We start from the raw sequence: 26,843 nt of genomic DNA on the forward strand, positions 1-26,843 counted from the left end.
ATCTTCGCCCCGTGCCCGGCCGTCCTGCATCTCCGTGGCGCATGTCCACCCATGTGCGTACATGGCTGTACGTGCATCACGTGGCCGCTACGGCGGTTTCCCCGGCGATGCGGCAACCCGCCCTGGCAGAGCCCCCATTGTCCCCCACGCGCGGAGCGCCAACACCCCCGGGGCAGGGCGCACAATCGAGCCGCGCCCCACCCTGCTTCCGCCTACCCCCGCTGCCGTCCCCTACAACGGCACGATGTCCGGCGCCCCCAGCCTGGCCGCATCCGCCGTCAGATCGTCGGGCTGGCGCTGCGACTCCCGCTCCGACTCCACTCGCTTCTCGTAGTGCTCCACCTCCCGCTCCACCTGCCCCTTGTCCCACCCCAGCACCGGAGCCATCAACTCCGCACATTCCAGGGCACTCCGGGTGCCCCGGTCGAAGGTCTCGATCGAGATCCGGGTACGGCGTGTCAGTACGTCGTCCAGGTGCCGGGCCCCCTCGTGCGAGGCCGCGTAGACGATCTCCGCCCGCAGATAGTCCTCGGCGCCGGTCAGCGGCTCCCCGAGGCCCGGGTCGGCGGCGATCAGCTCCAGGAGTTCCTCGGCGAGGGATCCGTACCGGTTCAACAGGTGCTCCACCCGCACCACATGAAGCCCGGTCCGCGCCGCGATCCTGGCCCGCGCGTTCCACAGCGCCCGGTAACCCTCCGCCCCGACCAGCGGCACGTCCTCCGTGACGCACTCCGCGACCCGTACATCCAGCGCGTGCACCGCCTCGTCGACCGCGTCCTTGGCCATCACCCGGTACGTCGTGTACTTGCCGCCCGCGACCACCACCAGCCCCGGCACCGGATGCGCCACCGTGTGCTCGCGCGACAGCTTGCTGGTGGCGTCCGACTCACCGGCCAGCAACGGCCGCAGCCCGGCGTACACCCCCTGCACGTCATCCCTGGTCAGCGGCACCGCGAGCACCGAGTTCACATGTTCGAGCAGATAGTCGATGTCCGCACTGGACGCCGCCGGGTGCGCCTTGTCCAGGTCCCAGTCGGTGTCCGTCGTGCCCACGATCCAGTGCCGCCCCCACGGAATGACGAACAGCACCGACTTCTCGGTGCGCAGGATCAGCCCGGTCGAGGAGTGGATGCGGTCCTTGGGAACCACCAGGTGGATGCCCTTGGACGCCCGTACGTGGAACTGCCCGCGCTCCCCGATCAGCGCCTGGGTGTCGTCCGTCCACACCCCGGTCGCGTTGACGACCTGCTTCGCCCGGATCTCGTACTCGCCCCGCGCCTCGACGTCCTCCACCCGTACGCCGACAACCCGCTCGCCCTCCCGGAGGAAGCCGATCACCCGCGCCCGGTTCGCCACCTGCGCCCCGTAAGCGGCGGCGGTCCGCACCAGCGTCGCCACATATCGGGCGTCGTCCATCTGTGCGTCGTAGTACTGGAGCGCCCCGGTCAGCGCGTCCTTCTTCAACGCGGGCGCGACCCGCAGCGCATGACGCCGCGACAGGTGCCGGTGCATCGGCAGCCCGCGCCCGTGCCCGGAGGACACCGACATCGCGTCGTACAGCGCCACGCCCGAGCCCGCGTACCAGCGCTCCCACCCCTTGTGCTGGAGCGGATAGAGGAACGGCACCGGCTTCACCAGGTGCGGGGCCAGCCGTTCGAGCAGCAGCCCGCGTTCCTTCAGTGCTTCGCGTACGAGGGCGAAGTCGAGCATCTCCAGATAGCGCAGCCCGCCGTGGATGAGCTTGCTGGAGCGGCTGGAGGTGCCGGACGCCCAGTCCCGCGCCTCGACCAGACCGGTGGACAGGCCCCGGGTCACGGCGTCCAGGGCCGTCCCGGCCCCGACCACGCCCGCGCCCACCACCAGCACGTCCAGTTCCCGCTCGGCCATCGCGGCGAGCGCTTGCGCGCGCTCCGCCGGTCCCAGTGTCGCTGTCCTCACTGCTGCCTCCCGTTGGTGCGGTTGGTGCGGTCGGTACGGCTCGCGCTTCCTGTGGAGGGGTCTACCCGGGGCCACTCCCCCGATTCTCAACCCAGGCTCCCGTCTCAGCCACCGCCTGTGGACAACCCGGGGAAGGGGCGGCTCCACCAGGCCACCCCGAAATCCCTCAAAACGTTCATATTTACGCCTAGTCTGACATTTCCTCGGCTCGAATTGTCCACAGGGCTTGCGCGCCGCCCCACCTCCCCTTATAGGAGGTGCCGGGAAAATCCGCAGGTCACAGGGGACCCAAGGGAAGGACGGCTCACGCCATGCCCGCAGATCTCGCCGTCATCGGACTCGGCCACCTCGGTCTCCCCCTCGCCCAGGCCGCCGTCGCCGTCGGCATCACCACCCTCGGTTACGACTGTGACCCGCGCCCGGTCGCCGAGCTGGCGGCGGGCCGCCCACCCGTGGACGGCTCGCTCTCCGCCGCCGAGATCCGCCGGATGCTTGCCGGTGGTTTCCGCCCGACGACCGACCCCGCCGAGCTGGGCCGGGTCCGTACCGCCGTCATCTGCGCGCCCGCCCGGCTCGGCCAGGACCGCACCCTGGACCTGACCGCCGTCGCCGACGCCGCCCGCACCCTGGCCGCCCGGCTGCGCCCGCACACCACCGTGCTGGTGGAGTCCGCGGTCCACCCCGGCGCCACCGAGGACTTCGTACGCCCCCTCCTCGAAGCGGGCTCCGGGCTGCGCGCCGGACGCGACTTCCACCTGGCGTACTCCCCCAGCCGGCTGGACCCCGGCAACCGCACCCGCGGCTACGACCGCACCCCCAAGGTGATCGGCGGCCTCACCCCCGCCTGCACCGAGTCCGCCGCCGCCTTCTACGGCCGCCTCACCGACAAGGTGGTCCGCGCCCGCGGCCCGCGCGAGGCAGAGACCGTCGGCGTCCTGGAGACCAACTACCGGCACGTCAACATCGCCCTCGCCAACGAGATGGCCGTCCTCTGCCACGACCTCGGCGTCGACCTCTGGGACGTCATCCGCTGCGCCGAGACCAAGCCGTACGGCTTCCAGGCCTTCCGCCCGGGCCCCGGCGTCGGCGGCCACAGCGTCCCCGTAGACCCCAATTACCTCTCCTACAACAGCCGCACCCCCGGCCACCCACTGCGCATGGTCGGCCTGGCCCAGGAGATCAACAGCCGGATGCCGAGTTACGTACTCCAGCGCTCCGCCACGCTCCTCAACGAGCACGGCAAGTCCGCCCGCGGCGCCCGCGTCCTGCTCCTCGGCGTCACCTACAAGCCCGACCTCGCCGACCAGGAGAACTCCCCCGCCCCCGAAATCGCCTCCCGGCTGCACGACATGGGCGCCCAGCTCACCTACCACGACCCCCATGTCCCGTACTGGCGCGTACGCGACGTCCCGGTCCCCCGCGCCGACTCCCTCTACGAGGCCGCGGCCGCCGCCGACCTGACGATCCTGCTCCAGCACCACCGCACCTACGACCTCCAGGGACTGGCCGTGAAGGCCCAGCTCCTGCTGGACACCAGGGGTGCCAGCCCGGCGGGCGCGGCGTTCCGCTTGTAAAGAAAGGGGGTGGAAATCCAGCCAGGAATCCCACCCCCAACTGTCCCACCTGGCTGCTACCGTCAACGCGCACTACCGAACTTATGCGCGCTTTACGCCACACGCTCCCAGGGGGGAACCCGCTCATGTCCTATCCCGCTCAGCCGCCTCAGCAGCCCGGAGGCAACCCGTACGCCCAGAACCAGCCCCCGCAGCCCGGAGGCAACCCGTACGGCCAGAACCAGCCCCCGCAGGGTGGTCCGAACCAGTTCCCCGGCGGCCAGTTCCCTCCGCAGCAGGGCCAGTTCGGCGGCGGCTTCCCGGCGCCCACCCCGGCACCGAGCCGCGGCAACCTGGGTCTCGGCATCCTGGCCGCCCTCGTGATCACGCTGGTCGCGGCCGGTATCTACGGCGCGATCATGGGCGCCGTCGAGGCCGAGGTCGGCTACGCCGCGGTCGGCGTGGGCTTCCTGATCGGCTTCCTGGCCGCCAAGGCCGGCGGCGCGAGCCCTGCGGTCATCGTGGTGAGCGCGGTCCTCTCGCTGGCCGCCGTCTACCTCGGCCAGATCCTGGGCCTGGCGATCTACATCTCGAAGTCCTCGCCGATCGGCGTGATGGAGATCCTCACCCAGCACTTCGGCGATCTGTCCGCCGGCTGGAAGGAGGAGCTGGACTTCCTGTCCTTCGTCTTCCTCGCACTCGGCCCCATCGGCGCCATCTCCGGCGCCAAGAAGGCCGGCTAGCGGCAGCGGTACGACAGCCGGGTGGCCCGGCACCTTCTCCGCGGAGAAGGTGCCGGGCCACCCGGCCGGGTACGTGCCCGCAGGGTCAGCGGCGGTGCTGCGAGTCCGCGACGGTGACCTCGACGCGCTGGAACTCCTTGAGCTCGCTGTAGCCCGTGGTCGCCATCGAGCGGCGCAGTGCGCCGAAGAGGTTCATCGAACCGTCCGGGATGTGCGCCGGGCCGGTCAGGATCTCCTCGGTGGAGCCGACCACGCCCAGGTTCATCCGCTTGCCGCGCGGCACGTCCTCGTGGACGGCCTCCATGCCCCAGTGGTGGCCCTGGCCGGGCGCGTCGGTGGCACGGGCCAGCGGGGAGCCCATCATGACGGCGTCGGCACCGCAGGCGATGGCCTTGGGGAGGTCGCCGGACCAGCCCACGCCGCCGTCGGCGATGACGTGGACGTAACGGCCGCCGGACTCGTCCATGTAGTCACGACGCGCGGCAGCGACGTCCGCGACGGCCGTGGCCATCGGGACCTGGATGCCCAGCACGTTACGGGTGGTGTGCGCGGCGCCGCCGCCGAAGCCCACCAGCACACCGGCGGCGCCGGTCCGCATCAGGTGCAGGGCCGCGGTGTAGGTGGCACAGCCACCGACGATGACCGGGACGTCCAGCTCGTAGATGAACTGCTTGAGGTTCAGCGGCTCGGCCGCGCCGGAGACGTGCTCGGCGGAGACGGTCGTACCGCGGATCACGAAGAGGTCCACACCGGCATCGACGACGGCCTTGGAGAACTCGGCGGTGCGCTGCGGGGAGAGCGCCGCGGCGGTGACCACACCCGAGTCGCGGACCTCCTTGATGCGCTGCCCGATCAGCTCGGCCTTGATCGGCTCCGCGTAGATCTCCTGGAGGCGGCGGGTGGCCGCACCCTCGTCGTTCAGCTCGCGGATCTCTTCGAGGAGGGGCTCCGGGTTCTCGTACCGGGTCCACAGGCCTTCGAGGTTCAGTACGCCGAGGCCGCCGAGCTGCCCGATGCGGATCGCGGTCTCGGGCGAGACGACCGAGTCCATGGGGGCCGCCAGGAAGGGCAGCTCGAAGCGGTAGGCGTCGATCTGCCAGGCGATCGAGACCTCCTTCGGGTCCCGCGTACGCCGGCTCGGCACGATGGCGATGTCGTCGAACGCGTACGCCCTGCGGCCGCGCTTGCCGCGCCCGATCTCGATCTCAGTCACGTTGTGTGGCCTTTCCCTCTTGGTCTGCCGTTCCAGTATCCCCGACACGCACGAAAGGGGCGGTCCCGGTGTTCCGGGGCCGCCCCTGAGCGTCTTCGGGGACTTACTTCCTGCTGTAGTTCGGTGCCTCGACCGTCATCTGGATGTCGTGCGGGTGGCTCTCCTTGAGGCCCGCCGAGGTGATCCGGACGAAGCGGCCCTTGGTCTCCATCTCGTCGACCGAGGCGGCGCCCACGTAGCCCATCGTCTGGCGCAGTCCGCCGACGAGCTGGTGCAGCACGTTGGCGAGCGGGCCGCGGTAGGGCACCTGGCCCTCGATGCCCTCGGGGACGAGCTTGTCGTCGGAGGACACCTCGGCCTGGAAGTAGCGGTCCTTGGAGTACGAGCGGCCCTGGCCGCGGGACTGCATCGCACCCAGCGAGCCCATGCCGCGGTACGACTTGAACTGCTTGCCGTTGATGAACTGCAGCTCGCCCGGGGACTCCTCGCAGCCCGCGAGCAGCGAGCCCAGCATCACGCTGTCGGCGCCCGCGGCGAGCGCCTTGCCGATGTCGCCGGAGTACTGGAGGCCGCCGTCACCGATGACCGGCACGCCCGCCGCACGGGCGGCCAGCGCGGCTTCGTAGATCGCGGTGACCTGCGGGACACCGATGCCGGCGACCACACGGGTGGTGCAGATCGAGCCGGGGCCCACGCCGACCTTGACGCCGTCCACGCCGGCGTCGATCAGTGCCTGGGCGCCGTCACGGGTCGCGACGTTGCCGCCGATGACGTCCACGTGCACGGCCGACTTGATCTTCGCCATCCAGTCGAGGGCGTTGCTGTTGTGGCCGTGCGAGGTGTCGACGATAAGGAAGTCCACCCCCGCGCCCGCCAGCGCCTGGGCGCGGTCCAGCGCCTCGGGGCTGGCACCGACGGCCGCGCCGACGAGCAGCCGGCCCTCGGCGTCCTTCGCCGCGTTGGGGTACTGCTCGGCCTTCTTGAAGTCCTTGACCGTGATGAGGCCCTTGAGCACGCCCGCCTCGTCGACCAGCGGAAGCTTCTCGATCTTGTGGCGGCGCAGCAGCTCCATGGCGTCCACGCCGGAGATGCCGACCCGGCCGGTGACCAGCGGCATCGGCGTCATGACCTCGCGCACCTGGCGCGAGCGGTCCGACTCGAAGGCCATGTCGCGGTTGGTGACGATGCCGAGCAGCTTGCCCGCCGGGTCGGTGACCGGGACACCGCTGATGCGGAACTTGGCGCAGAGCGCGTCGGCCTCGCCCAGCGTGGCGTCCGGGCTGACCGTGATCGGGTCGGTGACCATGCCCGACTCGGAACGCTTCACGAGGTCGACCTGGTTGACCTGGTCCGCGATGGACAGGTTGCGGTGCAGCACACCGACACCGCCCTGACGGGCCATGGCGATGGCCATGCGGGACTCGGTGACCTTGTCCATCGCGGCGGACAGCAGCGGGATGTTCACGCGCACGTTCCGCGAGATGAGCGACGAGGTGTCGACCGCGTTGGGCAGCACTTCAGATGCACCCGGAAGCAGCAGCACGTCGTCGTAGGTCAGCCCGAGCATCGCGAATTTCTCCGGCACTCCATCGACGTTCGCAGTCATGACACCTTCCAAATGGTCTTGCTCGGCGCGGATGTCCATGCTAACGGGAACCTGGGGTGTCGGATTCCACGATCATGACAAGCGACCGAGTTTGTACGTTTCTCCGGTGCGGCGGTACGTCGATGCGCTAAGCGGCGTCGAGGCGGGGGACGGCACGGAGCGGGACGGGGGCCGGGCCTATTGCTCGGCGAGGGCGCGGAGCCGGCTCAGCGCCCTGTGCTGTGCAACACGCACGGCGCCCGGGGACATTCCGAGCTTCTGCCCGGTCTCCTCCGCGGTCAGTCCGACCGCGACCCGCAGCACCAGCAGCTCGCGCTGGTGCTCGGGGAGATTGGCGAGCAGCTTCTTGGCCCAGGCGGCGTCGCTGCTGAGCAGCGCCCGCTCCTCGGGGCCGAGGGAGTCGTCGGGCCGCTCCGGCATCTCGTCGGAGGGCACTGCGGTGGATCCGGGGTGGCGCATCGCGGCGCGCTGGAGGTCGGCGACCTTGTGCGCGGCGATGGCGAACACGAACGCCTCGAAGGGGCGCCCGGTGTCCTTGTAGCGCGGCAGTGCCATCAGCACCGCGACGCAGACCTCCTGGGCCAGGTCCTCCACGAAGTGACGAGCGTCACCGGGCAGCCGGGACAGCCGCGACCTGCAGTAGCGCAGGGCCAGGGGATGAACGTGGGCAAGCAGGTCGTGGGTGGCCTGCTCGTCCCCCTCGACGGCGTGGTGCACCAGTGCACCGATGGCCCCGTGGGCCGCCACCGCCTCGTCGTCGCGCATCGGTCCATGGTGCCTCGGAGTTCCGGCATCCGCGCCGCCGCGCCCGTAGTTGTGCACTGAAGCGTTATGAGCAGGTACGCCAGGACTCATCTCCCGCGCCCTCCCCTTCCGCTCGACCGATCCGTTCCCGAGGAACCCCATCCCTCAAGGATGCGGCATCGGTCGCCGAACCGGGATCGGGCGTCCTGCACCCCGCCCGCGCGAAAGCGGACGGGGGACCATCTCACGCAGACAAAACCGGTCCTATCGGACCAGGCCCCAGCGGAAGCCGAGCGCCACCGCGTGCGCGCGGTCCGAGGCGCCGAGCTTCTTGAACAGCCTCCTGGCGTGCGTCTTCACCGTGTCCTCGGAGAGGAACAGCTCGCGGCCGATCTCCGCGTTGGAGCGTCCGTGGCTCATGCCTTCCAGCACCTGGATCTCGCGCGCGGTGAGCGTCGGAGCAGCACCCATCTCGGCGGACCGCAGCCGGCGCGGGGCAAGCCGCCAGGTCGGGTCGGCCAGCGCCTGGGTGACGGTCGCGCGCAGCTCGGCGCGGGACGCGTCCTTGTGCAGATAACCGCGGGCCCCCGCGGCGACCGCCAGCGCGACCCCGTCGAGGTCCTCCGCGACCGTCAGCATGATGATCCGGGCGCCGGGGTCGGCGGACAGGAGCCGGCGGACCGTCTCGACACCACCGAGACCGGGCATCCGTACGTCCATCAGAATCAGGTCCGAACGGTCGGCACCCCAGCGGCGGAGGACTTCCTCGCCGTTGGCCGCCGTCGTTACGCGCTCGACGCCGGGCACGGTCGCGACCGCGCGGCGAAGCGCTTCTCGGGCAAGCGGGGAGTCGTCGCAGACGAGGACGGATGTCATGACCGACCTCCACCGCTCGCACAGCTGATGCGCGTCACCTTGGGCCTCCAGGCTGAATACAAGTCGTCACCTGTGCGGTTGACGCTCTCGGACACCTGCCCGATCGCTCTTTCCTTCAACCGCCTCTGCCAACTCAACGACGGTCACTCGAAAGAGTTACGGCCCCGGATGCGGACTCTCGCAGCCACAGTGCCCCATTTAGTCCGATTCCTTCCTTTTTGCTGGTGTCTGTGGCTACATTTCCAATGAGTCATATTTTCATCTATCCACACGGTAGATGTACGGCTTCGCTCAAATTTCCGCCTCAGCACAGACGCAAGGGGACAACCAATGGCAGATTTCTCCCGCCTTCCCGGACCCAACGCCGACCTGTGGGACTGGCAGCTCCTGGCCGCCTGCCGCGGAGTCGACAGCTCGCTGTTCTTCCACCCGGAGGGCGAGCGCGGGGCCGCGCGAAGCGCACGTGAGAACTCGGCGAAGGAGGTCTGCATGAGGTGCCCGGTGCGCGCACAGTGCACGGCACACGCACTCCAGGTCCGCGAGCCCTACGGGGTGTGGGGCGGCCTCACGGAGGACGAGCGCGAGGAACTGATGGGCCGCGCGAGGCACCGCCTGGTGCCGGGCGGCGCGACACCGGCGAAAAAGCCCGGAACGGCGCCGACCGCACACAGCGGCGGACACACCCGCCGGGTCACCCTCGTGAAGTAACCACCCCCGCCAAACCTCCGAAGGAACGTTTCTGCGCAGGTGTACCCAGGCGGGGGTACGGGGGCACCCCCGGTAGCCCACTTGGGCGGCGGGGGCCGCCCCTCCCCGCAGCCCCCGGTAGCCCACTTGGGCGGAGGGGCCGCTTCCCGGGGGCGGAACGGGCGGGCAAGGGGGCGGCCCCCGACGGAGTCGCACCCCACCCGCCCCGGCCGGCCCCGACCCCGTACCCCCGCCCTCTCACCTCGCCTCACCTCACCTCGCCGCAGCCCGCTCCAACTGATCCAGCGTCGCCGCCACCGCCGGCACCTGCGCCAGATCCGGCAGTGTCAGCGCCACAATCTCCCGCTGCACAGCCGGCTCGACCGCCACCGTGCGCACCGCCTTGTGCTGCACCGACTCCATGGCCAGCGACGGCAGGACCGCCACCCCCAGCCCCGCCCCGACCAGCCCGATCACCGCCGGGTAGTCGTCCGTGGCGAAGTCGATCCGCGGCGCGAACCCGGCGCTCTCGCAGACCTCGACCAGCTGACGGCGGCACCGCGGGCAGCCCGCGATCCACGGCTCCCCGGCCAGTTCGCCGATGCCGACCGTGCCCGCACCGTCCAGCCGGTGGCCCTCCGGGACCAGACCGACGAGGCGGTCGGTGAGCAGCGGACGTACGACCAGATCGGACCAGTCCTCGGTGGCCCCGCCCGGCCCGTACCGGAAGGCCAGCGCCACGTCGCAGTCGCCCTCGCGGAGCATCTCCACCGAGCGCGGCGGCTCCGCGTCGACGAGCGAGACGCGGGTGCCGGGGTGGGCGGCGCGCAGGGCGGCCAGCGCGGTGGGGACCAGGGTGGAGCTGCCGGAGGGGAAGGAGACCAGGCGGACCCGGCCGGCCCGGAGGCCCGCGATGGCGGCGACCTCCTCCTCGGCGGCCGTGAGCCCGGCCAGGATGCCCGCCGCATGCCTGACCAGGACCTCGCCGGCCTGAGTGAGGCGCATTTCGCGGGCGGCACGGATCAGGAGCGGGGTGCCCGCCGACTGCTCCAGGGCCTTCATCTGCTGACTGACGGCCGGCTGCGTGCACCCGAGTTCGCGGGCGGCGGCGGAGAAGGATCCGGTGGAGGCGACCGCGCGCAGGACGCGGAGGTGGCGGGCTTCGATCATACGGTCAAGCATAAGTCAGGCTTGTACCGCACGGCGAATATTCGCTGGAGGCTTTGAGATCGGCTGGGCTAGCGTTCGGTTCCATGGAATTGCTGAGTGTGAATCTGGGACGGGCCACGGCCAGCGAGTACACCGACCAGAGCGAGGGAGTGACGGGCATCGGCAAACGGCCGGTGGAGGGGGCCGTACGGGTCACCGACCCGGGTCCCAAGGGGTCCGCCGGCAGCGGACTCGCCGGGGACGCGGTGTGCGACCTGCGTCATCACGGCGGTACCCACCAAGCGGTCTACGCGTACGCCCGCGAGGACCTGGACCACTGGGAGGCCGAGCTGGGCCGGGAGCTGACCGGCGGGCAGTTCGGCGAGAACCTGACCACCCGGGGCCTGGACGTGAACGGCGCCAGGATCGGCGAACGCTGGCGGATCGGCGACGAACTGGTGCTTGAGGTGACCAGCCCGCGCATCCCGTGCCGCACCTTCGCGGCCGCACTCGACGAGAAGGCCTGGGTGAAGCGCTTCACCCAGGCAGGCATACCGGGGGCGTACCTCAGGGTGGTCGAGCCCGGTTCCGTACGGGCCGGGGACACCATCGAGGTGGTGCACCGGCCCGAGCACGACATCACGGTGAACCTCTTCTTCCGGGCCTACACGCTGGAACGGGAACTGCTGCCGCGGCTCCTGGAGGCGGGCGAGGCACTGGAGCCCGAGGTGCGGGCCAAGGTGCTGGAGTACGTCGAGAAGCAGGACCGGGTCGCGTAGGCCCGCCACGCGCTGGGGGAAATCCCTTAGGCGGTACGGGGGTTGGGTTCGGGGGCGGGCGGGGGGCCGCCCCCGATGCCCGGGGACGGGGTGCGGCGCGAGGGTCGTGTCATGTCCCGATTCAAGCGAGTCCTCATCTTTCTCGGCACGCTCGCAGCCGTGTTCGTCGCCGCCGTGGGCGGTCTGTTCCTGACGCAGTGGACGGGGGCTCAGGTCAGCACGGCCGGGCAGGTCGAGTTCAGGAACGCGCTGAAGGTGCCGCCGCTGGCGAGGTCGACCGTGGAGAAGGACGGCACCCGGGTCTTCGATCTGCGGATGCAGGCGGGGACCACGGAGTTCGAGGCCGGGAAGCAGACTCCGACCTGGGGTTTCAACGGCTCGTATCTGGGGCCGACACTGCGGGCCGCGCGCGGCGAGAAGGTGAAGGTACGGGTCGCCAACGGGCTCGACGAGGCGTCCGGCGTCCACTGGCACGGGATGCACGTTCCCGCGCGGATGGACGGCGGGCCGCACCAGGAGGTCGGGGCGGGGAAGACCTGGACTCCGTACTGGAAGGTCGATCAGCCGGCCGCGACGCTCTGGTACCACCCGCATCCGCACGGGAGGTCAGAGACGCACGTCCAGCGGGGCCTGGCGGGCATGTTCCTGGTGGACGACGCGAAGGCGGGGGCGCTGAGGCTGCCGAAGCGGTACGGGGTGGACGACGTGCCGGTGGTGGTGCAGGACGTGAGTTTCGACGGTGCGGAGTTCGACCACGGGAAGGGGTTCTTGCAGAGCACCGGGTTCCTGGGCGAGCGGACGATGGTGAACGGGACGCTGGATCCGTACCAGGTGGTCGGGGACGAGCTGGTGCGGCTGCGGCTGCTGAACGCCTCGACGGCGCGGATCTATGACTTCGGGTTCTCCGACGACCGCGGCTTCGCGCTGATCGGGACCGACGGCGGGCTGCTGGAGAAGCCGGAGACCCTGCGGCGGGTGCAGCTCTCGACGGGTGAGCGGGCGGAGGTCGTGGTGCGGATGCGGGCCGGGGAGAAAACCGTGCTGCGCAGCTTTCCGCAGGACAACTACGGGGACGGATGGCAGCGGCGCTTCGGGGGCGGCGACGACTCCTTCGACGTACTGGAGCTGAGGGCGCAGCAGACCTTGCGGAAGTCGGGCCCGCTTCCTGACGTGCTCACGAAGTTAGAGGTCCCGGACGGGAAGGACTCGGCGCGGGGGCGGTACTTCGGGCTGAAGATGTCCGGGATCAACGGGCGGAAGATGGACATGGGGCGGGTCGACGAGACGGTGACGCGCGGGACGTCGGAGACGTGGACGGTCCGCAACGAGGACGGCGTGCCGCACAACTTCCATGTGCACGACGTGCAGTTCAGGGTGCTTGAGGTGGACGGCAGGCCGCCGCAGGCCGCGCTGCGCGGGGCCAAGGACACGGTGTTCGTGCCGGGCGGGAGCACGGTGAAGCTGGCGATGCGGTTCGACGGGCCGGCCGATCCGAGCACGCCGTACATGTACCACTGTCATCTGCTGTACCACGAGGACCAGGGAATGATGGGTCAGTTCGTGGTCGTGGAGAAGGGGCAGACGTCGTCGGTGAAGGCGGGGGGCGAGCACGGTGGGCACTAACGTGGGCCGTATGACGACTGCACTGATCACGGGCGCGACCGCGGGCATCGGCGCCGCCTTCGCACGGCGACTGGCCTCCGACGGACACAACCTGGTGTTGGTGGCACGCAACCTCGACCGGCTCCAGGAGCAGGCGACCGAACTGCACGACAAGCACGCGGTCGAGGTGGAGGTGCTGAGCGCCGACCTGGCCACCGAGGAGGGCATCGGCGCCGTCGAGAGCCGGCTCGCGGACCGTACGCACCCGGTGGATCTGCTGGTGAACAACGCGGGCTTCGGCAACAAGGGCGAGTTCCTGGACGTGCCGATGGCCGATGAGCTGGCGATGCTGAAGGTGCACTGCGAGGCGGTGCTGCGGCTGACCTCGTCGGCGGTGGCCGGGATGAAGGAGCGGCGCAGGGGCGGTGTGGTGAACGTGGCTTCGGTGGCTGCCTTCGTGCCGCGAGGGACGTACGGGGCGAGCAAGGCGTGGGTGGTGCAGTTCACCCAGGGTGTCGCGAAGGACATGACGGGGAGCGGGGTGCGGCTGATGGCGCTGTGCCCGGGGTTCGTCCGCACGGAGTTCCACGAGCGGGCCGGGATGGGAACGGACAACATCCCTTCCTGGATGTGGCTGGACGCGGACAAGCTGGTGGCGGAGGCGCTGAAGGACCTGGCGCGCGGCAAGTCGCTGTCGATTCCGGACCCGCGCTACAAGGCGCTGATGGGTGTGGTGAAGGTGGCGCCTCGCGGCCTGCTCGGGGGGATGACCTCCCGGACAGGCCGCAAGTACGGGCCTCAGTAAGGATTGTGGTGCGTACGCCGGGTCAGCGGCCGGGGCCCGCGTACGCGCCGAGGTTGGGTGCTCCGGCCGGGATCCGGTTGCCGAAGTAGTCCTTGCCGCCGTTGTCGGGGATCTCGACCCCGGCGGTGAGGGCGGGTGAGCCCTTGCCCAGGCGGAAGTCGGGGCGGACCTTGGGGTCGGTGGTGATGCCGCCGGGGTTGGGCCGGGTCATCGGGACGCCGTGGAAGGCGTTGTGGTCGAAGGTGAGCCCGGCGGTGGGGTTCTTGAAGGCGTAACCGCCGGTGCCGGTGCCGACGAAGAGGTTGTTGCGGAACGTCAGCTCGTGCTGGGTGGTGTCGGGCTTGGTGGCGTCGTCCTGCACCAGGTAGTTGGGCACCTTGGCGCGGTTGACGAAGGTGTTGTTGTAGATCTGGGTGTTGAGGATGGGGCCCCAGCAGTTCTGGATGAGGCGCTCGCCGTCGTCCTCGCTGACGTTGTAGCGGACGGTCGTGTCGACGGTCTTCGCGCCGCTGTACGGGCAGATCAGCAGGAACCCGCCCAGGTTGTCGTGGCTGTAGTTGTACTGGAAGACCGTGCGCCGGGAGGCGCCGTCGGCGTCGAAGGACATCCCGTCGCGGGTGCCGCCGCCACCGGAGACCTCGTTGTACTGGACCAGGGTGTCGTCCGTGTTGAAGGTCCAGAGCCCGGCGTTGGCCTCCTTGGAGCGGAGCTGGAAGCCGTCGATGCGGTTGTGCTCGATGACCGCGCCTGCCGTGGTGTCGACCTTGATGCCGTCGCCCGCCATGGACTTCAGGGTGTTGCGGTGGATGTGGACGCGGGTGGAGGGGGTCCACTCGCCCGGGTAGGCGACGGGGTCCTGCTGGTTGCCGACCAGGTCGCGCTTTGAGTAGGTCGACTTGAAGTAAATGCCTTCGCGGTCGACGTCCTCGATGCGGTTGTGGTGGATGTTCAGGCCGTCGTACTTGCTGGCCCTGGCCGTGCCCTCGACCGCGATGTGGATGCCGCTGGAGCCGGTGAGCTTCTTGGCGTCGCCACCGCGGACGTCGTGGATGTAGAGGTTGCTCAGCTCGAAGTTCCGGGCGGTGCCGTAGTCGGTGAGACGGAGGCGGACACCGTTGCGCTCGGAGTTGGTGTTGGGGAGGGTCGCATTGGTGATTTCGAGGCTGTTGAGCTTGATGTGCTGGGTGTTGCTGAGGAGTACGACGTCATGGGCGCCGTTGCCCGCGAGCTTGGCGCGGTCCTTGGAGCGGCCGTAGTCGGAGATGGTGAAGGGGGCTGCCGCTGATCCGGCGCCCTTGGGTTCCAGGGAACCTTCGCAGGTGGCTCCGCGTTGGAAGAGCAAGCGGTCACCGGGGCCGAAGGTGTGGGAGTTGGCCTCGGCGAGGGTGGTCCAAGGGGCGGCGCGGGTGCCGGAGTTGGGGGTGGTGGAGCTGGGCGTGGTGGAGTCGGCTTTGGAGTTGGTGGCTCCGGTGGCCGAGCAGTCGACGTAGTACGTCTTGCCCGGGGACTTGGGGGCGGCCTGGGCGGCGCCCTGGGTGAGGGTGGCCAGTCCGGCGGTGGCGGTCAGGGCGGCGAGTGCGGCGGTGCTGAAGCGGTGTCTCACAGTTCCTCCGGGATGAGGCGGAGCAGGGTGGTGGTGCCGTTCTGCCAGGTCACGCGGACTTCGACGCCGGGTGACTGGACGGTTGCGCGGACCTGGGCGAGGTCGGCCACAGGTGCCGGGTCGGGGTCTCCGGTGAGGGAGGCCAGGGCGACGAAGAGGGAGGGCTCGGCGGTGGTACGCCCGTGGAGGGCGAGCAACTCGGCGGCCGGCCCGAACTGGGTCGGGCCGCACCGGAGTTGCTCCGGCCCGCTCGCGTAGCCGTGGACCGGGTGGAGCTGGGCGGTGGGGGCGTCCGGGTCCGGTGTGGTGGCCCAGCCGGTCTGGCGGACGCGGGTGCCGGGCGGAGCGCCGGTGACCAGGTGGGCGCGGACCTCGGTGCGGCCGTGGGCGGCGGTGGCGGAGAGGACGCGGACGCCGGGGGCGGGAGTGTGGGCGGAGGCGGCCCAGTCGGGGCCGTGCGAGAGCGGTTCGGCGCGGCCGCGCCCGGTGTGCGTGCCGTCGAGGACGAGCGAGAAGTGGTTGTCAGCCGTCTCGTGGGACGGTCCGGTGCGGGTGGAGTAGGCGAAGCGGGCGTAGCCGGGGTCCTCCTCGGGGCCGACGTGGTTGCTGCCGTGGTTGTGCAGGCGGACCAGGCCGTCGGAGACGGTGGACTGAAGGAGGAAGTTGGGCGGGCCGACGGGGAGGACGGCGTCCGAGGTCTCGGAGGGGAGTGGTTCCTCGGGGGCGGTCCAGGCGGGGTGGCCGGCGGGGAGGAGGAGGCCGAGGAAGCCCTTGGAGGCCCAGTACGGCGAGGCGGGGCCCGAGTACGGCTGGATGATCGGGTCGTACGGGCCGTACCAGCCGAGGGTGAGCAGGCCGTGCGGGTCGGTGGCGCCCCGGTCGAGGAAGTGGCGGAGGCTGCCCGAGGCGAGGCGGCGGGTGGCGCCCGGGGTGAGCGGGGTGTGGCCGGTGAGGGCGCCGAGCCAGGGGGCGGCGGCCGCGGCGAAGCGGTAGGTGAGGGAGCGGCCGTAGGGCATGGGGGCGCCGTTGGTGTCGAACAGGCGGGTGGCGGTGGCGAGTTGGTCGTGCAGGCGGGGACCATAGAGGCCGAGGAGCTGCTTGCCGCGTGCGTCGTCGGGGCCGCTGAGGTGGGCGTGCAGGACGGGGTAGAAGTGCATCGCCCAGGCGTTGTAGTGGTCGAAGGAGCGGTTGGGTCCGTCGCTGTACCAGCCGTCGCCGAGGTGCCACTCCTCGATGTGGGCCAGCGCGGTGTCGATGGTGGCCTCCGCGCGCTCGGTCTCGATGCCGGCGTCGCGGAGGAAGCCTGCGACGGTGAGGCCGAAGAGCCACCAGTTGTTGTTGACCGGGGAGGGGCCGAGGGCGGGAAGCAGCCAGTCGACGACGCGTTGCCGGGTGGCGTCGTCGAGGGTGTCCCAGAGCCAGGGGCGGGTGAGGCGCAGCGAGAGGGCTATGGAGGCGGACTCCACGACGGCCTGGCGTACGTCGGCCATCAGCGGCCAGGATTCGGGGTCGGTGGCACTCAACTGGCTGCTGGAGGTGGGATTCCGGGTTCCGGCGGCGAGGCCCTCGGCGTAGCGCGGGAGGTGGCCGTGCGGATCGTCGCCCCGGGCTCCGGCGACGCGGAGGGCCGCCAGGAGGAACGTACGGGCGAAGCCTTCGAGGCCGTCGGAGCGGGGGCCGGAGACACTGGGGCGGGGTCCCGGGAGGTTGATCAGTCCGTGGCGGGGGGTGCTGTACGGGCGTACGTCCAGCAGGAGTTGGTCGGCGGCGTGCTCCCAGTGGGCGCGGGTCCAGCCGGTGCGAGGGCTGAGGTCGCGGTCTTCGGGCGGCGTGGGCATGCTGCTCCCCTGGAGGCGTACGGCTTCGTCGGCGTCGCCGGAATCATTGACTTCCACTGATCGAAGGTCAATGGATTGCGGTCGAATGATCGAAACTTCTGTCGTTCGATCACGACTGCTGGTCTAGGGTCGGAGCGAATCACCGACGCGGAATGTGGATTTACATCCCTGGGGGAGGCAGCCGTGCGTGAGAGCGCAGCTGAACGTCATGACCGACTGCTGGAGCTGGTGCGCCGGCACGGCACCGCACGGGTCTCCGACCTGGCCGGACTGCTCGGGGTCTCCCCGGTGACCGCCCGCCGGGACGTCGAAGTACTGGCGGGCAAGGGCCTGCTGGACCGGGTGCACGGGTCGGTGTCGTGGCCCGCGGCGCAGCCGGCGGGGCGCCAGGAGCCGCCGGACGCGCTGGTGCTGGGGCTGCTCGCGCCCTCCGCCACGTACTACTTCGCCGAGGTCATCCGGGGTGCGCACGAGGCGGCGGCGCGGGCCGGGGCGCGGCTGATCCTGCGCATCTCGGACTACCGGCCGGAGGAGGACCACGCCCGGGTGGAGGGGCTGTTGGCCGCCGGGGCGCAGGGGCTGCTGGTGGCGCCGGGGTGGCGGCGGCCACAGGATCCGGCGGAGCACGGGCAGTGGATCGCGGGGCTGCCGGTACCGGCCGTGCTGCTTGAGCGGCAGCCCGGGCCGGGGACGCCCGCGGACGCGCTGGACCGGGTGTGCTCGGACCACCGGCACGGGGTGCTGCTCGCGGTGCGGCATCTGGTGGGGCTGGGGCACGGGGCTCCGGTGCTGGTGGCGCGGGCGGACAGTCCGACGGCGCTTTCGGTGCGGGCCGGGTATGCAGCGGCGCTGGGGGCGCTGGGGCTCTCCGCGCCGCGTGGGGCCATCGACTCCGTACCGGCGGAGCTGGATCCGGAGGGGTTCGAGGCGGCGGTGGGGGCGTTGCGGGAGGCGGTGACTGCCGGGGCGACGGCGGCGCTGGTGCACAACGACGTGGATGCGATCCAGATCGTGCAGCGGCTGGCCGAGCTGGGGGTCCGGGTTCCGGAGGACCTGGCGGTGGTGGCTTACGACGATGAGGTAGCGGCATTGGCGGATACGCCGTTGACGGCGGTGGCGCCGCCCAAGCGGGAGGTGGGGAGGCATGCGGCGGAGTTGCTGGTGGAGCGGTTGAACGAGGGGTTCGGGGAGGCGGCGCGGCGGCATCTGACGTTGCTGCCACGGCTGCGGGTGCGGGCTTCGTGCGGGGCGCCGAGCGGTGTCCGGCCGACGGAAGTTGGGGTTCCGGGGCCCGGTCGCGGGGGCGCTCCGCACACACTCGCTTGATCTAATTTCGATCAATCGCTCATTCGCTCTTGACTTCGGTCAAGGCTGGTTCCAGGATCGCGGCCATCCCCACACGGCAGTTGTGCCCTACGCCGTGTCGCCATCCGTAGCGTCGCCTTCCGTACAGGAGCCGTGCCGTGAGCCGCAGTTGGAACCGTACGACCCATGCCATAGCCGGTGCCGCCACCGCCCTCGCCGTGCTCACGGCGTGCGGCGGCGGGGGTGACGGTGACACCGCCGCCCCCGGTGCGGACGGCAAGCCCGTCGAGATCACCTTCTGGGGCTGGGCGAAGGGAACCAAGGACGTCGTCGACGCCTTCAACTCCTCGCAGAAGAACGTCAAGGTGAAGTTCGAGGAGATCCCGTCCGGCAACGCCGGCGGCTACGCGAAGATCTCCAACGCGGTGAAGGCGGACAACGCCCCCGACCTGGTGTCCATCGAGTACCCGATGCTTCCGGAGTTCGTCAGCCAGGGCTCGGTGCAGGACATCGGCGCGCTGTTCGGCGACGACGTGAAGAAGAAGTTCCTGCCGCAGGCGGTCGAACTGACCTCGCTGGGCGGGAAGTCGTGGGCCGTGCCCTTCGACGCGGCACCGCAGGCCTTCTTCTACCGGAAGGACCTCTTCACCAAGTACGGCGTCGAGGTGCCGAAGACCTGGGACGAGTTCCGGGCGGCGGCCGAGAAGGTGAAGAAGGCGGACGCCAAGGCGCGGATCGGCACCTTCTTCCCGGACGACCCGACCACCTTCCAGGCGATGGCCTGGCAGGCGGGCGCCCAGTGGTTCAAGGCCGAGGGCGACACCTGGAAGGTGAACACCACCGACGCGTCGACGTCGAAGGTCTCCGCGTACTGGCAGAAACTCCTCGACGACGACCTGATCCGCAACAACGCCTCCTTCAGCCCGGAGTGGACCAACTCCTTGAAGAGCGGCGGCACTATCGGGTATCTCGGTGCGGCCTGGGGCGCGGGCGTACTGAAGGGCACGCTGCCCGAGCAGGACGGCAAGTGGGCGGTGGCGCCGATTCCCAGCTGGGACGGCAAGGCCGCCAGCGGAATGCTCGGCGGGTCGACGTTCGCGGTGACCAAGGGCAGCAAGAAGGCGGCCGCCGCGGTCGAGTTCGCCAAGTGGATGACGACGACCGAGGCGGGCGTCAAGGCCCGTATCGCGTCCGGCACGTCGAGCGCCTTTCCGGCGGCGACCGAGCTGCGGCCGGTGGCGAAGAAGGCCTTCGACGCGAAGTTCTACGGCGGCCAGGACATCTACCAGGTCTTCGAGAACGCCGGTACGTCGATCAACCCGAACTGGTCGTGGGGCCCGAGCACCGGCACCACCAACAGCATCATCAAGGACCAGTTCGGCAAGGTCTCCGGAGGCGGCGCCACCCTCGCCGACGCGGTGAAGGCCGGGCACGACGCGACGGTCGCCGAGCTCAAGAAGCGCGGCCTGAAGGTCGAGGGCTGAGCCGCACCATGACCACCAGCACGAACACGACGAAGGCGGGCCCCCGGGCCCGCTCGGGTGCACGGGCCCGTACCAATGCCGCTGCCGCCCTCCTGCTGACCCCCTTCTTCGTGCTGTTCGTGCTGGTCATGGTGGTGCCCATCGGGTACGCCGTCTGGCTCAGCCTGTTCAGCGAGAAGCAGTCGGGGCTGGGCTTCGGCGGGGTGGAGACCGTGTTCAGCGGGCTCGGGAACTACTCAGCGGCGCTGGGTGATCCGGCCTTCCGCGAGGGCTTCCTCGTCCTCCTCGGATACTGCGCGTTCTACATTCCGCTGATGATCGGCGGAGCCCTCGCACTGGCACTGCTGCTCGACTCGGCGCTGGCCAGGGCCCGCCGGTTCTTCCAGCTCGCGCTGTTCCTGCCGCACGCCGTGCCGGGCATCATCGCCGCGCTGATCTGGGTGTATCTCTACACACCCCAGCTCAGCCCGGTGGTCGACGCGATGGAGGCCGGCGGGATCGGCTTCGACTTCTTCTCACCGTCGGGGGCGCTGCCCTCGGTGGTGAACATCGCGCTCTGGGAGTGGCTCGGCTACAACATGGTGATCTTCTACGCCGCGTTGCAGGCCGTGGACCGCTCGATCCTGGAGGCGGCCACCGTGGACGGGGCCGGGGCCTGGCGGACCGCGTTCAGCATCAAGGTGCCGCTGATCAAGGCTTCCGTGGTGATGGTCGCCCTGTTCACCGTGATCGGCTCGCTCCAGCTGTTCACCGAGCCGCTGATCCTCAACAAGGGCACCGGGTCCGCGGTCTCCTCGACCTGGACACCGAACATGTACGCCTACACCGCCGCCTTCGACCGCAACGACTACGGGCTCGCCGCCGCCGCCTCCGTACTCCTCGCCCTGACGGCCGCGCTGCTGTCGTTCGTGGTGACGCGACTGTCGGCGGGACGCAAGCCCAAGAAGCAGAAGCACCCGAAGGCCGCCGCGCAGCAGACCACCACGTCGCAGGCCAGAGAGGAGAGCACGGTATGACCACGACCGTCTCCCCCGCCGCCCGAGCCACCTCGGGCGGAGTCACCCCGGTCTCCCCGACCGCCCCCTCAGGCCCCGCGAACCGCTGGCTGTCGCGGACCGCGGTCAACGGCGCACTCGTGCTGGCCACCCTCTACATGCTCTTCCCGCTGGTCTGGCTGCTCACCGCCGCCACCAAGGACGCCGGCGGGCTGCTCGCGGGCAACGCCTTCTCCTTCGAGGGCTTCGACCTGGGCGCCAACCTCTCCGCACTGGCCGAGCACGGCGACGGCATCTACTTCCGCTGGTACGCCAACTCCCTGCTCTACGCGGGCGTCGGGGCGGTCCTCAGCTCGCTGGTGAGCGTCGCGGCGGGCTACGCCTTCGACAAGTACGCCTTCCGGGGCAAGGAGAAGCTGTTCTCCACGGTGCTGCTCGGGGTGCTCGTCCCGACCACCGCGCTCGCACTGCCCATGTACCTCCTCGCCAGCAAGATCGGCCTGGTCAACACCTACTGGTCGGTGCTGCTGCCGGTCCTGGTCCACCCCTTCGGCGTCTACCTCTCCCGGGTCTTCAGCGCGGGCTACATCCCGAACGAGGCCCTGGAGGCCGCCCGTATCGACGGCGCGGGCGAGCTGCGGATCTTCGTCTCGATCGGGCTGCCCATGATCATGCCGGGCTTCGTGACCGTCTTCCTCTTCCAGTTCACCGCGATCTGGAACAACTTCTTCCTCCCCCTGGTGATGCTCTCCGACCAGAAGCTCTTCCCCTTGAGCCTGGGCCTGTACGCCTGGAACTCCAACGCGCACGCCGAGCCGACCTACCTCCCGATGGTCGTCACCGGATCGCTCCTCGCCGTCATCCCCCTGATCGTCGCCTTCGTCTCCCTCCAGCGGCACTGGAAGGCCGGGCTCACCGCCGGCAGCGTCAAGTGACGGGCAGTTCCTTAGCGCCGAACGACCCGATGAGGAGCCCGAGTTCCACCATGCACCACGCCACTGACAATCGCCCCGAAGCCCCGTCTCCGCACCGCCCCGCCACCCTGCTCGCGATGGGCCCCGGCATCGCGGAACGCCTGCTCAGCGACGACCGGCGGACCCGCCTCGCCCAGCTCGCCCGCACCGACCCCCACCTGGTCGCCCACGACCTGCACGCCCCCGAGTTCGCGGCGGCACTCGCCGAGGCCGAGGTGCTCCTCACCTGCTGGGGTGCCACCCCGCTCACCCCCGACATCCTGGCCCGGGCCCCGAAGCTGCGCGCCGTCGTGCACGCGGCCGGATCGGTCAAGCACCACATCACCCCGGCCTGCTGGGAACGCGGCCTGGCGGTCAGCTCGGCCGCCGGGGCCAACGCCCTGCCCGTCGCCGAGTACACGCTCGCCGCGATCCTCTTCGCCGGAAAACATGTCGCCAGAGCCGCCCGCACCTACCGCGGCCTCGACGGCTCCGACCACGACTGGCGCACCGACCTGCACACCTCCGGCAACTACCGGCGCACCGTCGGCATCGTCGGCGCCTCCCGCATCGGCCGGCGCGTCATCGAGCTGCTGGCCCCCTTCGACGTGCACACGCTCCTGTACGACCCGTACGTCACCCCGGCCGAAGCGGCCCGCCTGGGCGTCGAGCCGACGGATCTGCTGACCCTGTGCACCCGCAGCACGATCGTCTCCGTGCACGCCCCCCAGCTCCCGGAGACCCGGCACATGATCGGCGCCGCCCAGCTCGCCGCCATGCCCGACGGGGCGACCCTGATCAACACCTCGCGCGGCTCCCTCGTCGACGAGTCCGCGCTGCTCGGGCACCTGGAGTCCGGCCGCCTGGACGCCGTACTGGACGTCACGGACCCCGAGGTCCCGCCGCCCGGCTCGGCGTTCTACACCCTGCCCAACGTCCTGCTCACCCCGCATCTGGCCGGGTCCTTCGGCAACGAGCTGCACCGGATGGCCGATCACGCGCTGGCCGAGCTGGAGCGGTACGCGGCGGGGGTGCCTTTCGCGGAGGCGGTACGTCCGGACGTACTGGACCACTCCGCGTAGCCCCTGCGGGAAACGCGCCGAGGCCCGGCACCCCCGAAGGGGCGCCGGGCCTCGGCGTTCAACCGGCTACTGGTCCAGCCGGCTACTGGTTCAACCGGCTACTGACGGAGGTCAGTGGGAGTGGCCGTGGCCACCGTGACCGGCGTCGCCCTCGTCCTCGGCCGGCTTCTCGACGACCAGGGTCTCGGTCGTGAGCAGCAGCGAGGCGATGGAAGCGGCGTTCTCCAGCGCGGAGCGGGTGACCTTGACCGGGTCGATGACACCGGCCTTGACCAGGTCGCCGTACTCGCCGGTGGCGGCGTTGAAGCCCTGGCCGGCCTCCAGGTCGGCGACCTTGGAGGTGATGACGTAGCCCTCAAGGCCGGCGTTCTCGGCGATCCAGCGCAGCGGCTCGACGGCGGCGCGGCGGACGACCGCGACACCCGTGGCCTCGTCGCCGGTCTTGCCGAGGTTGCCCTCAAGGACCTTGACGGCGTGGACGAGCGCGGAGCCACCACCGGAGACGATGCCCTCCTCGACCGCGGCGCGGGTCGCGGAGATGGCGTCCTCCAGACGGTGCTTCTTCTCCTTGAGCTCGACCTCGGTCGCGGCGCCGACCTTGATCACGCAGACGCCACCGGCGAGCTTCGCCAGGCGCTCCTGCAGCTTCTCGCGGTCCCAGTCGGAGTCCGTGGACTCGATCTCGGCCTTGATCTGGTTGACGCGGCCCTTGACGTCGTCGGAGTTGCCCCCGCCGTCGACGATGACCGTGTCGTCCTTGGAGATGGTGACGCGGCGGGCGGTGCCCAGTACGTCCAGACCGGCCTGGTCGAGCTTGAGGCCGACCTCTTCGGCGATGACGGTGGCACCGGTGAGGGTGGCCATGTCGCCGAGCATCGCCTTGCGGCGGTCGCCGAAGCCCGGGGCCTTGACGGCCACGGCGTTGAACGTGCCACGGATCTTGTTGACGACGAGGGTGGAGAGCGCCTCGCCCTCGACGTCCTCGGCGATGATCAGCAGCGGCTTGGAGCCACCGGCCTGGATGACCTTCTCAAGGAGGGGCAGCAGGTCCTGGATGGAGCCGATCTTGCCCTGGTGGATCAGGATGTACGGGTCGTCGAGGACGGCCTCCATACGCTCCTGGTCGGTCACCATGTACGGCGAGAGGTAGCCCTTGTCGAAGGCCATGCCCTCGGTGAAGTCGAGCTCCAGGCCGAAGGTGTTGGACTCCTCGACGGTGATGACACCGTCCTTGCCGACCTTGTCCATCGCCTCGGCGATGAGCTCGCCGACCTGCTGGTCCTGCGCGGAGAGCGCGGCCACGGCGGCGATGTCGGACTTGTCCTCGATCGGGCGGGCGGTCGCGAGGAGCTCCTCGGACACGGCCTTGACCGCGGCGTCGATGCCCTTCTTCAGGGCGGCCGGGGAAGCACCCGCGGCGACGTTGCGCAGACCCTCGCGGACGAGCGCCTGGGCCAGCACGGTGGCGGTGGTCGTACCGTCACCCGCGATGTCGTTGGTCTTGGTCGCCACCTCCTTCACCAGCTGGGCGCCGAGGTTCTCGTACGGGTCGTCGAGCTCGACCTCACGCGCGATGGTGACACCGTCGTTGGTGATGGTCGGGGCGCCGAACTTCTTGTCGATGACGACGTTGCGGCCGCGGGGGCCGATCGTCACCTTCACGGTGTCGGCAAGCTTGTTGACGCCGCGCTCAAGGGCGCGACGGGCGTCCTCGTCGAACTTCAGGATCTTCGCCATGGAGCTTTTCAAGTCCTCTCGGAATTACGAACTGCGCAAAATGAACTACGCCCCCAGCCACCCGGCGTGTATGCGGGGGCCAGGGGCGCGGTTCAACAAATGCGGGAAGTGAGTTACTCCCCGGCCTGCTTACTTCTCGACGATGGCGAGAACGTCGCGGGCCGAGAGGACGAGGTACTCCTCGCCGTTGTACTTCACTTCGGTGCCGCCGTACTTGCTGTACAGCACTACGTTGCCGACGGTCACGTCGAGCGGCAGACGCTCGCCGTTCTCGAAGCGGCCCGGGCCCACGGCGAGGACGACGCCCTCCTGGGGCTTCTCCTTCGCGGTGTCCGGGATGACCAGGCCAGAGGCGGTGGTCTGCTCGGCGTCGAGCGGCTGGACCACGATGCGGTCCTCAAGCGGCTTGATGGCAACCTTGGAGCTTGCGGTCGTCACGATCCGGTCTCCCCCTTCGGAGATCTCACGGGGTTAACAGTCTGGGGTGGCGACCAGGTGGATCCGTCGTCGCGGGTGCCGGACCTGCCCGTCGCTGTGTTGGCACTCTCCAGTGGTGAGTGCCAGAGCCGAGACTATGACGCGGTTAGCACTCGGTCAAGCGGAGTGCCAATTGAGGACCGCCGGGAGTGAGCGAGCCCGGCCCCGACAGGGCCCCGGGGCGGGCCGGGGGACGTCGCGGTACGGGGCCGGAAGGGTCTCGGTACGGACAACGCACCGGCCGCCTCTCCGGTTCCGTACGACAGTGCGAGCCATGGCATCCGACTCCGAACCGGCCCGTAACCCGCCCGGAGGAAAAGGCCGCCGACCGGATCGTGACCGTCCGAGCCGGTGGGGCGATGCGGCGCTGGCCGTGCTGTTCCTCGTCACGGACGCCGTCGTGGTGGCCGGGACGGTCGTGTTCTTCGCCTTCCGGTCCCTGCCGGGAGTTGAGAAGGGCCGGACGGCCACGGGGCCGGCGCACCCGGAGTCGCTCCGGACGGTGGACTGGGCCCCGGTGATCACCTTCGGCGTCGTGGCCGCGGTCGTGCTCGTGACCGGCGTGGTCCTCCTGCGCGGCAGGCTGGTGATCACCGGCACCGTCCAGGCCGTGGTGGCGGTACTGATCGCGGCCGGCACCGTCCACGGCGGAGCGCACTCCTGGCGGACCGCCCACCTTGACCCCGCCCCCGTCATCCAGCCGGCCTGCGTCTGCCGCAGCGCGGGAGGCGGCTGCGACTGCCCCGGCGGGTAGGGGGCGGGGCCCGGGGGCGGCCGGGGCCTCGCCCCAGAGGCAGTCCTCCGGCTAGAGGTAGTCCTCCAGCCGGGCCACCGTGAAGCCCTGGTCCTGGATGCGGCGGAGCATGCGGGTGGTCATCTCGGTGATCGTCGATCCCTTGAGCTCGGCGGGGCCGCGGAAGTGCGCGAGGACGATGTCGCCGGGCTTCAGGCGGTCGCCCTCCGAGTACCGCATGTTGTGGATCTGCATCGACTCCCGCCACAGGACGAGCGCCTTCACCCCGCAACTGCCCGCCGCGCGCACGGTGTCCGCGTTGTAGTTGCCGTAGGGCGGGCGGAAGAGCGTGGGCCGCTTGCCGAACCGGCTCTGCAACCGGTCCTGCTGACCGCAGATCTGGGCGCGCTGGCCCTCGTAGGAGAGGGTGCGCAGGTTCTCGTGCCCGGTGGTGTGATTCTGGACGGTGCCGCCGCCCGCGTCACGGAGCTGCTCGAAGTGCCCGTAGTCGCTCCCGGCCACACTGTCGGTCAGGAACATGCTGATCGGCAGCTTCAACTCCCGCACCATCCGCACGAATGCGGGGTCCTTCTCCGCCCCGTCGTCGAAGGTCAGGAAGACCACCTTGTCGCGGGTGCGGACCCGGTCGAGAACGACGGGCGGCCCGGAGGCCCTGAGGACGGGCGTACGGTCCGGCTTCGCCGGGAGCGGAGCCAGCGGCTTCGGCAGACCCCAGCGGGTGTACGCCTTGAGCGGCACGCCACGGGTGTCGGCGGGGGGTGCGGCGAGGGGGGCTGCGGGGTCGGGGGTGGTGGGACGGGACGGCGAACGGTCCGCTCCCGTCCCGGGGGGGGGGGGGGGGGGGGGGGGGGGGGGGGGGGGGGGGGGGGGGGGGGGGGGGGGGGGGGGGGGGGGGGGGGGGGGGGGGGGGGGGGGGGGGG

23 protein-coding genes are annotated in these 26,843 nt (G+C 70.4%); 12 read left to right on the forward strand and 11 right to left on the reverse strand.

Going from position 1 to position 26,843, the window contains the following annotated elements; all coding sequences use genetic code 11:
• Positions 1-231: 231 nt before the first annotated feature.
• Positions 232-1,938, reverse strand: a complete 1,707-nt coding sequence (locus ACIA73_RS07905; RefSeq protein ID WP_399437421.1) for a glycerol-3-phosphate dehydrogenase/oxidase — start codon at positions 1,936-1,938, stop codon at positions 232-234.
• Positions 1,939-2,249: 311 nt separating this feature from the next.
• Between ACIA73_RS07905 and ACIA73_RS07910 the strand changes: the two genes are divergently transcribed.
• A complete protein-coding gene (locus ACIA73_RS07910) occupies positions 2,250-3,512 on the forward strand; it encodes a nucleotide sugar dehydrogenase (RefSeq protein ID WP_399437422.1) in 1,263 nt (420 codons plus the stop codon).
• Between the two features lie 125 nt (positions 3,513-3,637).
• Positions 3,638-4,234: a hypothetical protein gene (locus ACIA73_RS07915; protein WP_399437423.1), complete on the forward strand. Its 597-nt coding sequence runs from the start codon at positions 3,638-3,640 to the stop codon at positions 4,232-4,234.
• Positions 4,235-4,319: 85 nt separating this feature from the next.
• Here the strand turns inward: ACIA73_RS07915 and ACIA73_RS07920 are convergent, their stop codons facing one another.
• From ACIA73_RS07920 to ACIA73_RS07935, 4 genes are all read right to left on the reverse strand, one after another.
• Positions 4,320-5,447: a GuaB3 family IMP dehydrogenase-related protein gene (locus ACIA73_RS07920; RefSeq protein WP_399437424.1), complete on the reverse strand. Its 1,128-nt coding sequence runs from the start codon at positions 5,445-5,447 to the stop codon at positions 4,320-4,322.
• 103 nt (positions 5,448-5,550) lie between these two features.
• Positions 5,551-7,053, reverse strand: coding sequence for an IMP dehydrogenase (gene guaB, locus ACIA73_RS07925; RefSeq protein ID WP_399437425.1), 1,503 nt, complete (start codon positions 7,051-7,053; stop codon positions 5,551-5,553).
• Between the two features lie 177 nt (positions 7,054-7,230).
• Positions 7,231-7,818, reverse strand: coding sequence for a sigma-70 family RNA polymerase sigma factor (locus tag ACIA73_RS07930; RefSeq protein WP_399437426.1), 588 nt, complete (start codon positions 7,816-7,818; stop codon positions 7,231-7,233).
• A 243-nt stretch (positions 7,819-8,061) separates the two neighbouring features.
• The gene (locus ACIA73_RS07935) at positions 8,062-8,673 is read right to left on the reverse strand and encodes a response regulator transcription factor (protein ID WP_003948568.1); all 612 of its coding nucleotides are present in this window, start codon (positions 8,671-8,673) and stop codon (positions 8,062-8,064) included.
• 330 nt (positions 8,674-9,003) lie between these two features.
• On the opposite strand from ACIA73_RS07935, the gene ACIA73_RS07940 reads away from it, so the two are divergent.
• Entirely contained in the window at positions 9,004-9,381 is a 378-nt protein-coding gene (locus ACIA73_RS07940) for a WhiB family transcriptional regulator (RefSeq protein WP_399437427.1), read from the forward strand.
• Between the two features lie 252 nt (positions 9,382-9,633).
• On the opposite strand, the gene ACIA73_RS07945 is transcribed toward ACIA73_RS07940, so the two are convergent.
• The gene (locus ACIA73_RS07945; protein ID WP_399437428.1) at positions 9,634-10,530 is read right to left on the reverse strand and encodes a LysR family transcriptional regulator; all 897 of its coding nucleotides are present in this window, start codon (positions 10,528-10,530) and stop codon (positions 9,634-9,636) included.
• Between the two features lie 83 nt (positions 10,531-10,613).
• Here ACIA73_RS07945 and ACIA73_RS07950 point away from each other — a divergent pair, with 83 nt between their 5' ends.
• The 3 genes from ACIA73_RS07950 (at position 10,614) to ACIA73_RS07960 (ending at position 13,695) form a co-directional block, all read left to right on the forward strand.
• The gene (locus tag ACIA73_RS07950) at positions 10,614-11,288 is read left to right on the forward strand and encodes an MOSC domain-containing protein (RefSeq protein ID WP_399437429.1); all 675 of its coding nucleotides are present in this window, start codon (positions 10,614-10,616) and stop codon (positions 11,286-11,288) included.
• A 111-nt stretch (positions 11,289-11,399) separates the two neighbouring features.
• On the forward strand, positions 11,400-12,911 hold the full coding sequence (locus ACIA73_RS07955) for a multicopper oxidase family protein (protein WP_399437431.1): 1,512 nt from the start codon (positions 11,400-11,402) through the stop codon (positions 12,909-12,911).
• Positions 12,912-12,921: 10 nt separating this feature from the next.
• Positions 12,922-13,695, forward strand: a complete 774-nt coding sequence (locus ACIA73_RS07960; RefSeq protein ID WP_399437432.1) for an SDR family NAD(P)-dependent oxidoreductase — start codon at positions 12,922-12,924, stop codon at positions 13,693-13,695.
• Positions 13,696-13,717: 22 nt separating this feature from the next.
• Here the strand turns inward: ACIA73_RS07960 and ACIA73_RS07965 are convergent, their stop codons facing one another.
• Complete coding sequence (locus ACIA73_RS07965) at positions 13,718-15,298, reverse strand: right-handed parallel beta-helix repeat-containing protein (RefSeq protein ID WP_399437433.1); 1,581 nt, start codon at positions 15,296-15,298, stop codon at positions 13,718-13,720.
• Positions 15,295-17,136, reverse strand: coding sequence for a DUF2264 domain-containing protein (locus ACIA73_RS07970; protein WP_399437487.1), 1,842 nt, complete (start codon positions 17,134-17,136; stop codon positions 15,295-15,297). The genes ACIA73_RS07965 and ACIA73_RS07970 overlap by 4 nt, the downstream gene beginning before the upstream one ends.
• A 183-nt stretch (positions 17,137-17,319) precedes the next feature.
• Here ACIA73_RS07970 and ACIA73_RS07975 point away from each other — a divergent pair, with 183 nt between their 5' ends.
• From ACIA73_RS07975 to ACIA73_RS07995, 5 genes are all read left to right on the forward strand, one after another.
• Complete coding sequence (locus ACIA73_RS07975; RefSeq protein WP_399437434.1) at positions 17,320-18,462, forward strand: substrate-binding domain-containing protein; 1,143 nt, start codon at positions 17,320-17,322, stop codon at positions 18,460-18,462.
• Positions 18,463-18,599: 137 nt separating this feature from the next.
• The gene (locus tag ACIA73_RS07980; RefSeq protein ID WP_399437435.1) at positions 18,600-19,925 is read left to right on the forward strand and encodes an ABC transporter substrate-binding protein; all 1,326 of its coding nucleotides are present in this window, start codon (positions 18,600-18,602) and stop codon (positions 19,923-19,925) included.
• An 8-nt stretch (positions 19,926-19,933) separates the two neighbouring features.
• Positions 19,934-20,941 carry a carbohydrate ABC transporter permease gene (locus ACIA73_RS07985; RefSeq protein WP_399437436.1) on the forward strand — a complete coding sequence of 336 codons (1,008 nt, stop codon included), beginning with the start codon at positions 19,934-19,936 and terminating at the stop codon, positions 20,939-20,941.
• Positions 20,938-21,855, forward strand: a complete 918-nt coding sequence (locus tag ACIA73_RS07990; RefSeq protein WP_399437437.1) for a carbohydrate ABC transporter permease — start codon at positions 20,938-20,940, stop codon at positions 21,853-21,855. The genes ACIA73_RS07985 and ACIA73_RS07990 overlap by 4 nt, the downstream gene beginning before the upstream one ends.
• 50 nt (positions 21,856-21,905) lie before the next feature.
• Positions 21,906-22,955 (forward strand): hydroxyacid dehydrogenase, encoded by a 1,050-nt coding sequence (locus tag ACIA73_RS07995; RefSeq protein WP_399437438.1) that lies wholly within the window; start codon positions 21,906-21,908, stop codon positions 22,953-22,955.
• Between the two features lie 111 nt (positions 22,956-23,066).
• Here the strand turns inward: ACIA73_RS07995 and groL are convergent, their stop codons facing one another.
• Both groL and groES read right to left on the reverse strand, forming a co-directional pair.
• Positions 23,067-24,692, reverse strand: a complete 1,626-nt coding sequence (gene groL, locus ACIA73_RS08000) for a chaperonin GroEL (RefSeq protein WP_399437439.1) — start codon at positions 24,690-24,692, stop codon at positions 23,067-23,069.
• A gap of 129 nt (positions 24,693-24,821) precedes the next feature.
• Positions 24,822-25,130 carry a co-chaperone GroES gene (gene groES / locus ACIA73_RS08005; protein ID WP_399437440.1) on the reverse strand — a complete coding sequence of 103 codons (309 nt, stop codon included), beginning with the start codon at positions 25,128-25,130 and terminating at the stop codon, positions 24,822-24,824.
• 313 nt (positions 25,131-25,443) lie between these two features.
• Between groES and ACIA73_RS08010 the strand changes: the two genes are divergently transcribed.
• Positions 25,444-25,923, forward strand: a complete 480-nt coding sequence (locus ACIA73_RS08010) for a DUF6234 family protein (RefSeq protein ID WP_399437441.1) — start codon at positions 25,444-25,446, stop codon at positions 25,921-25,923.
• 51 nt (positions 25,924-25,974) lie between these two features.
• Here the strand turns inward: ACIA73_RS08010 and ACIA73_RS08015 are convergent, their stop codons facing one another.
• A complete protein-coding gene (locus ACIA73_RS08015; RefSeq protein WP_399437442.1) occupies positions 25,975-26,661 on the reverse strand; it encodes a polysaccharide deacetylase family protein in 687 nt (228 codons plus the stop codon).
• Positions 26,662-26,843: the final 182 nt, after the last annotated feature.

It is taken from the genome of Streptomyces sp. NPDC051561 (assembly GCF_044454195.1).
Classification (GTDB): Bacteria; Actinomycetota; Actinomycetes; order Streptomycetales; family Streptomycetaceae; genus Streptomyces.

What these genes read in the sequence shown, in the direction of transcription:
- ACIA73_RS07995 (WP_399437438.1), top strand. Translation starts at nt 21,906, where the DNA reads ATGCACCACGCCACTGACAATCGCCCCGAAGCCCCGTCTCCGCACCGC.
- ACIA73_RS07945 (WP_399437428.1), bottom strand. Translation starts at nt 10,530, where the DNA reads ATGATCGAAGCCCGCCACCTCCGCGTCCTGCGCGCGGTCGCCTCCACC.
- ACIA73_RS07940 (WP_399437427.1), top strand. Translation starts at nt 9,004, where the DNA reads ATGGCAGATTTCTCCCGCCTTCCCGGACCCAACGCCGACCTGTGGGAC.
- guaB (WP_399437425.1), bottom strand. Translation starts at nt 7,053, where the DNA reads ATGACTGCGAACGTCGATGGAGTGCCGGAGAAATTCGCGATGCTCGGG.
- ACIA73_RS07930 (WP_399437426.1), bottom strand. Translation starts at nt 7,818, where the DNA reads ATGCGCGACGACGAGGCGGTGGCGGCCCACGGGGCCATCGGTGCACTG.
- groL (WP_399437439.1), bottom strand. Translation starts at nt 24,692, where the DNA reads ATGGCGAAGATCCTGAAGTTCGACGAGGACGCCCGTCGCGCCCTTGAG.
- ACIA73_RS07970 (WP_399437487.1), bottom strand. Translation starts at nt 17,136, where the DNA reads ATGCCCACGCCGCCCGAAGACCGCGACCTCAGCCCTCGCACCGGCTGG.
- ACIA73_RS07910 (WP_399437422.1), top strand. Translation starts at nt 2,250, where the DNA reads ATGCCCGCAGATCTCGCCGTCATCGGACTCGGCCACCTCGGTCTCCCC.
- ACIA73_RS07950 (WP_399437429.1), top strand. Translation starts at nt 10,614, where the DNA reads ATGGAATTGCTGAGTGTGAATCTGGGACGGGCCACGGCCAGCGAGTAC.
- ACIA73_RS07935 (WP_003948568.1), bottom strand. Translation starts at nt 8,673, where the DNA reads ATGACATCCGTCCTCGTCTGCGACGACTCCCCGCTTGCCCGAGAAGCG.
- ACIA73_RS07955 (WP_399437431.1), top strand. Translation starts at nt 11,400, where the DNA reads ATGTCCCGATTCAAGCGAGTCCTCATCTTTCTCGGCACGCTCGCAGCC.
- ACIA73_RS07960 (WP_399437432.1), top strand. Translation starts at nt 12,922, where the DNA reads ATGACGACTGCACTGATCACGGGCGCGACCGCGGGCATCGGCGCCGCC.
- ACIA73_RS07990 (WP_399437437.1), top strand. Translation starts at nt 20,938, where the DNA reads ATGACCACGACCGTCTCCCCCGCCGCCCGAGCCACCTCGGGCGGAGTC.
- ACIA73_RS07985 (WP_399437436.1), top strand. Translation starts at nt 19,934, where the DNA reads ATGACCACCAGCACGAACACGACGAAGGCGGGCCCCCGGGCCCGCTCG.
- ACIA73_RS07915 (WP_399437423.1), top strand. Translation starts at nt 3,638, where the DNA reads ATGTCCTATCCCGCTCAGCCGCCTCAGCAGCCCGGAGGCAACCCGTAC.
- ACIA73_RS08010 (WP_399437441.1), top strand. Translation starts at nt 25,444, where the DNA reads ATGGCATCCGACTCCGAACCGGCCCGTAACCCGCCCGGAGGAAAAGGC.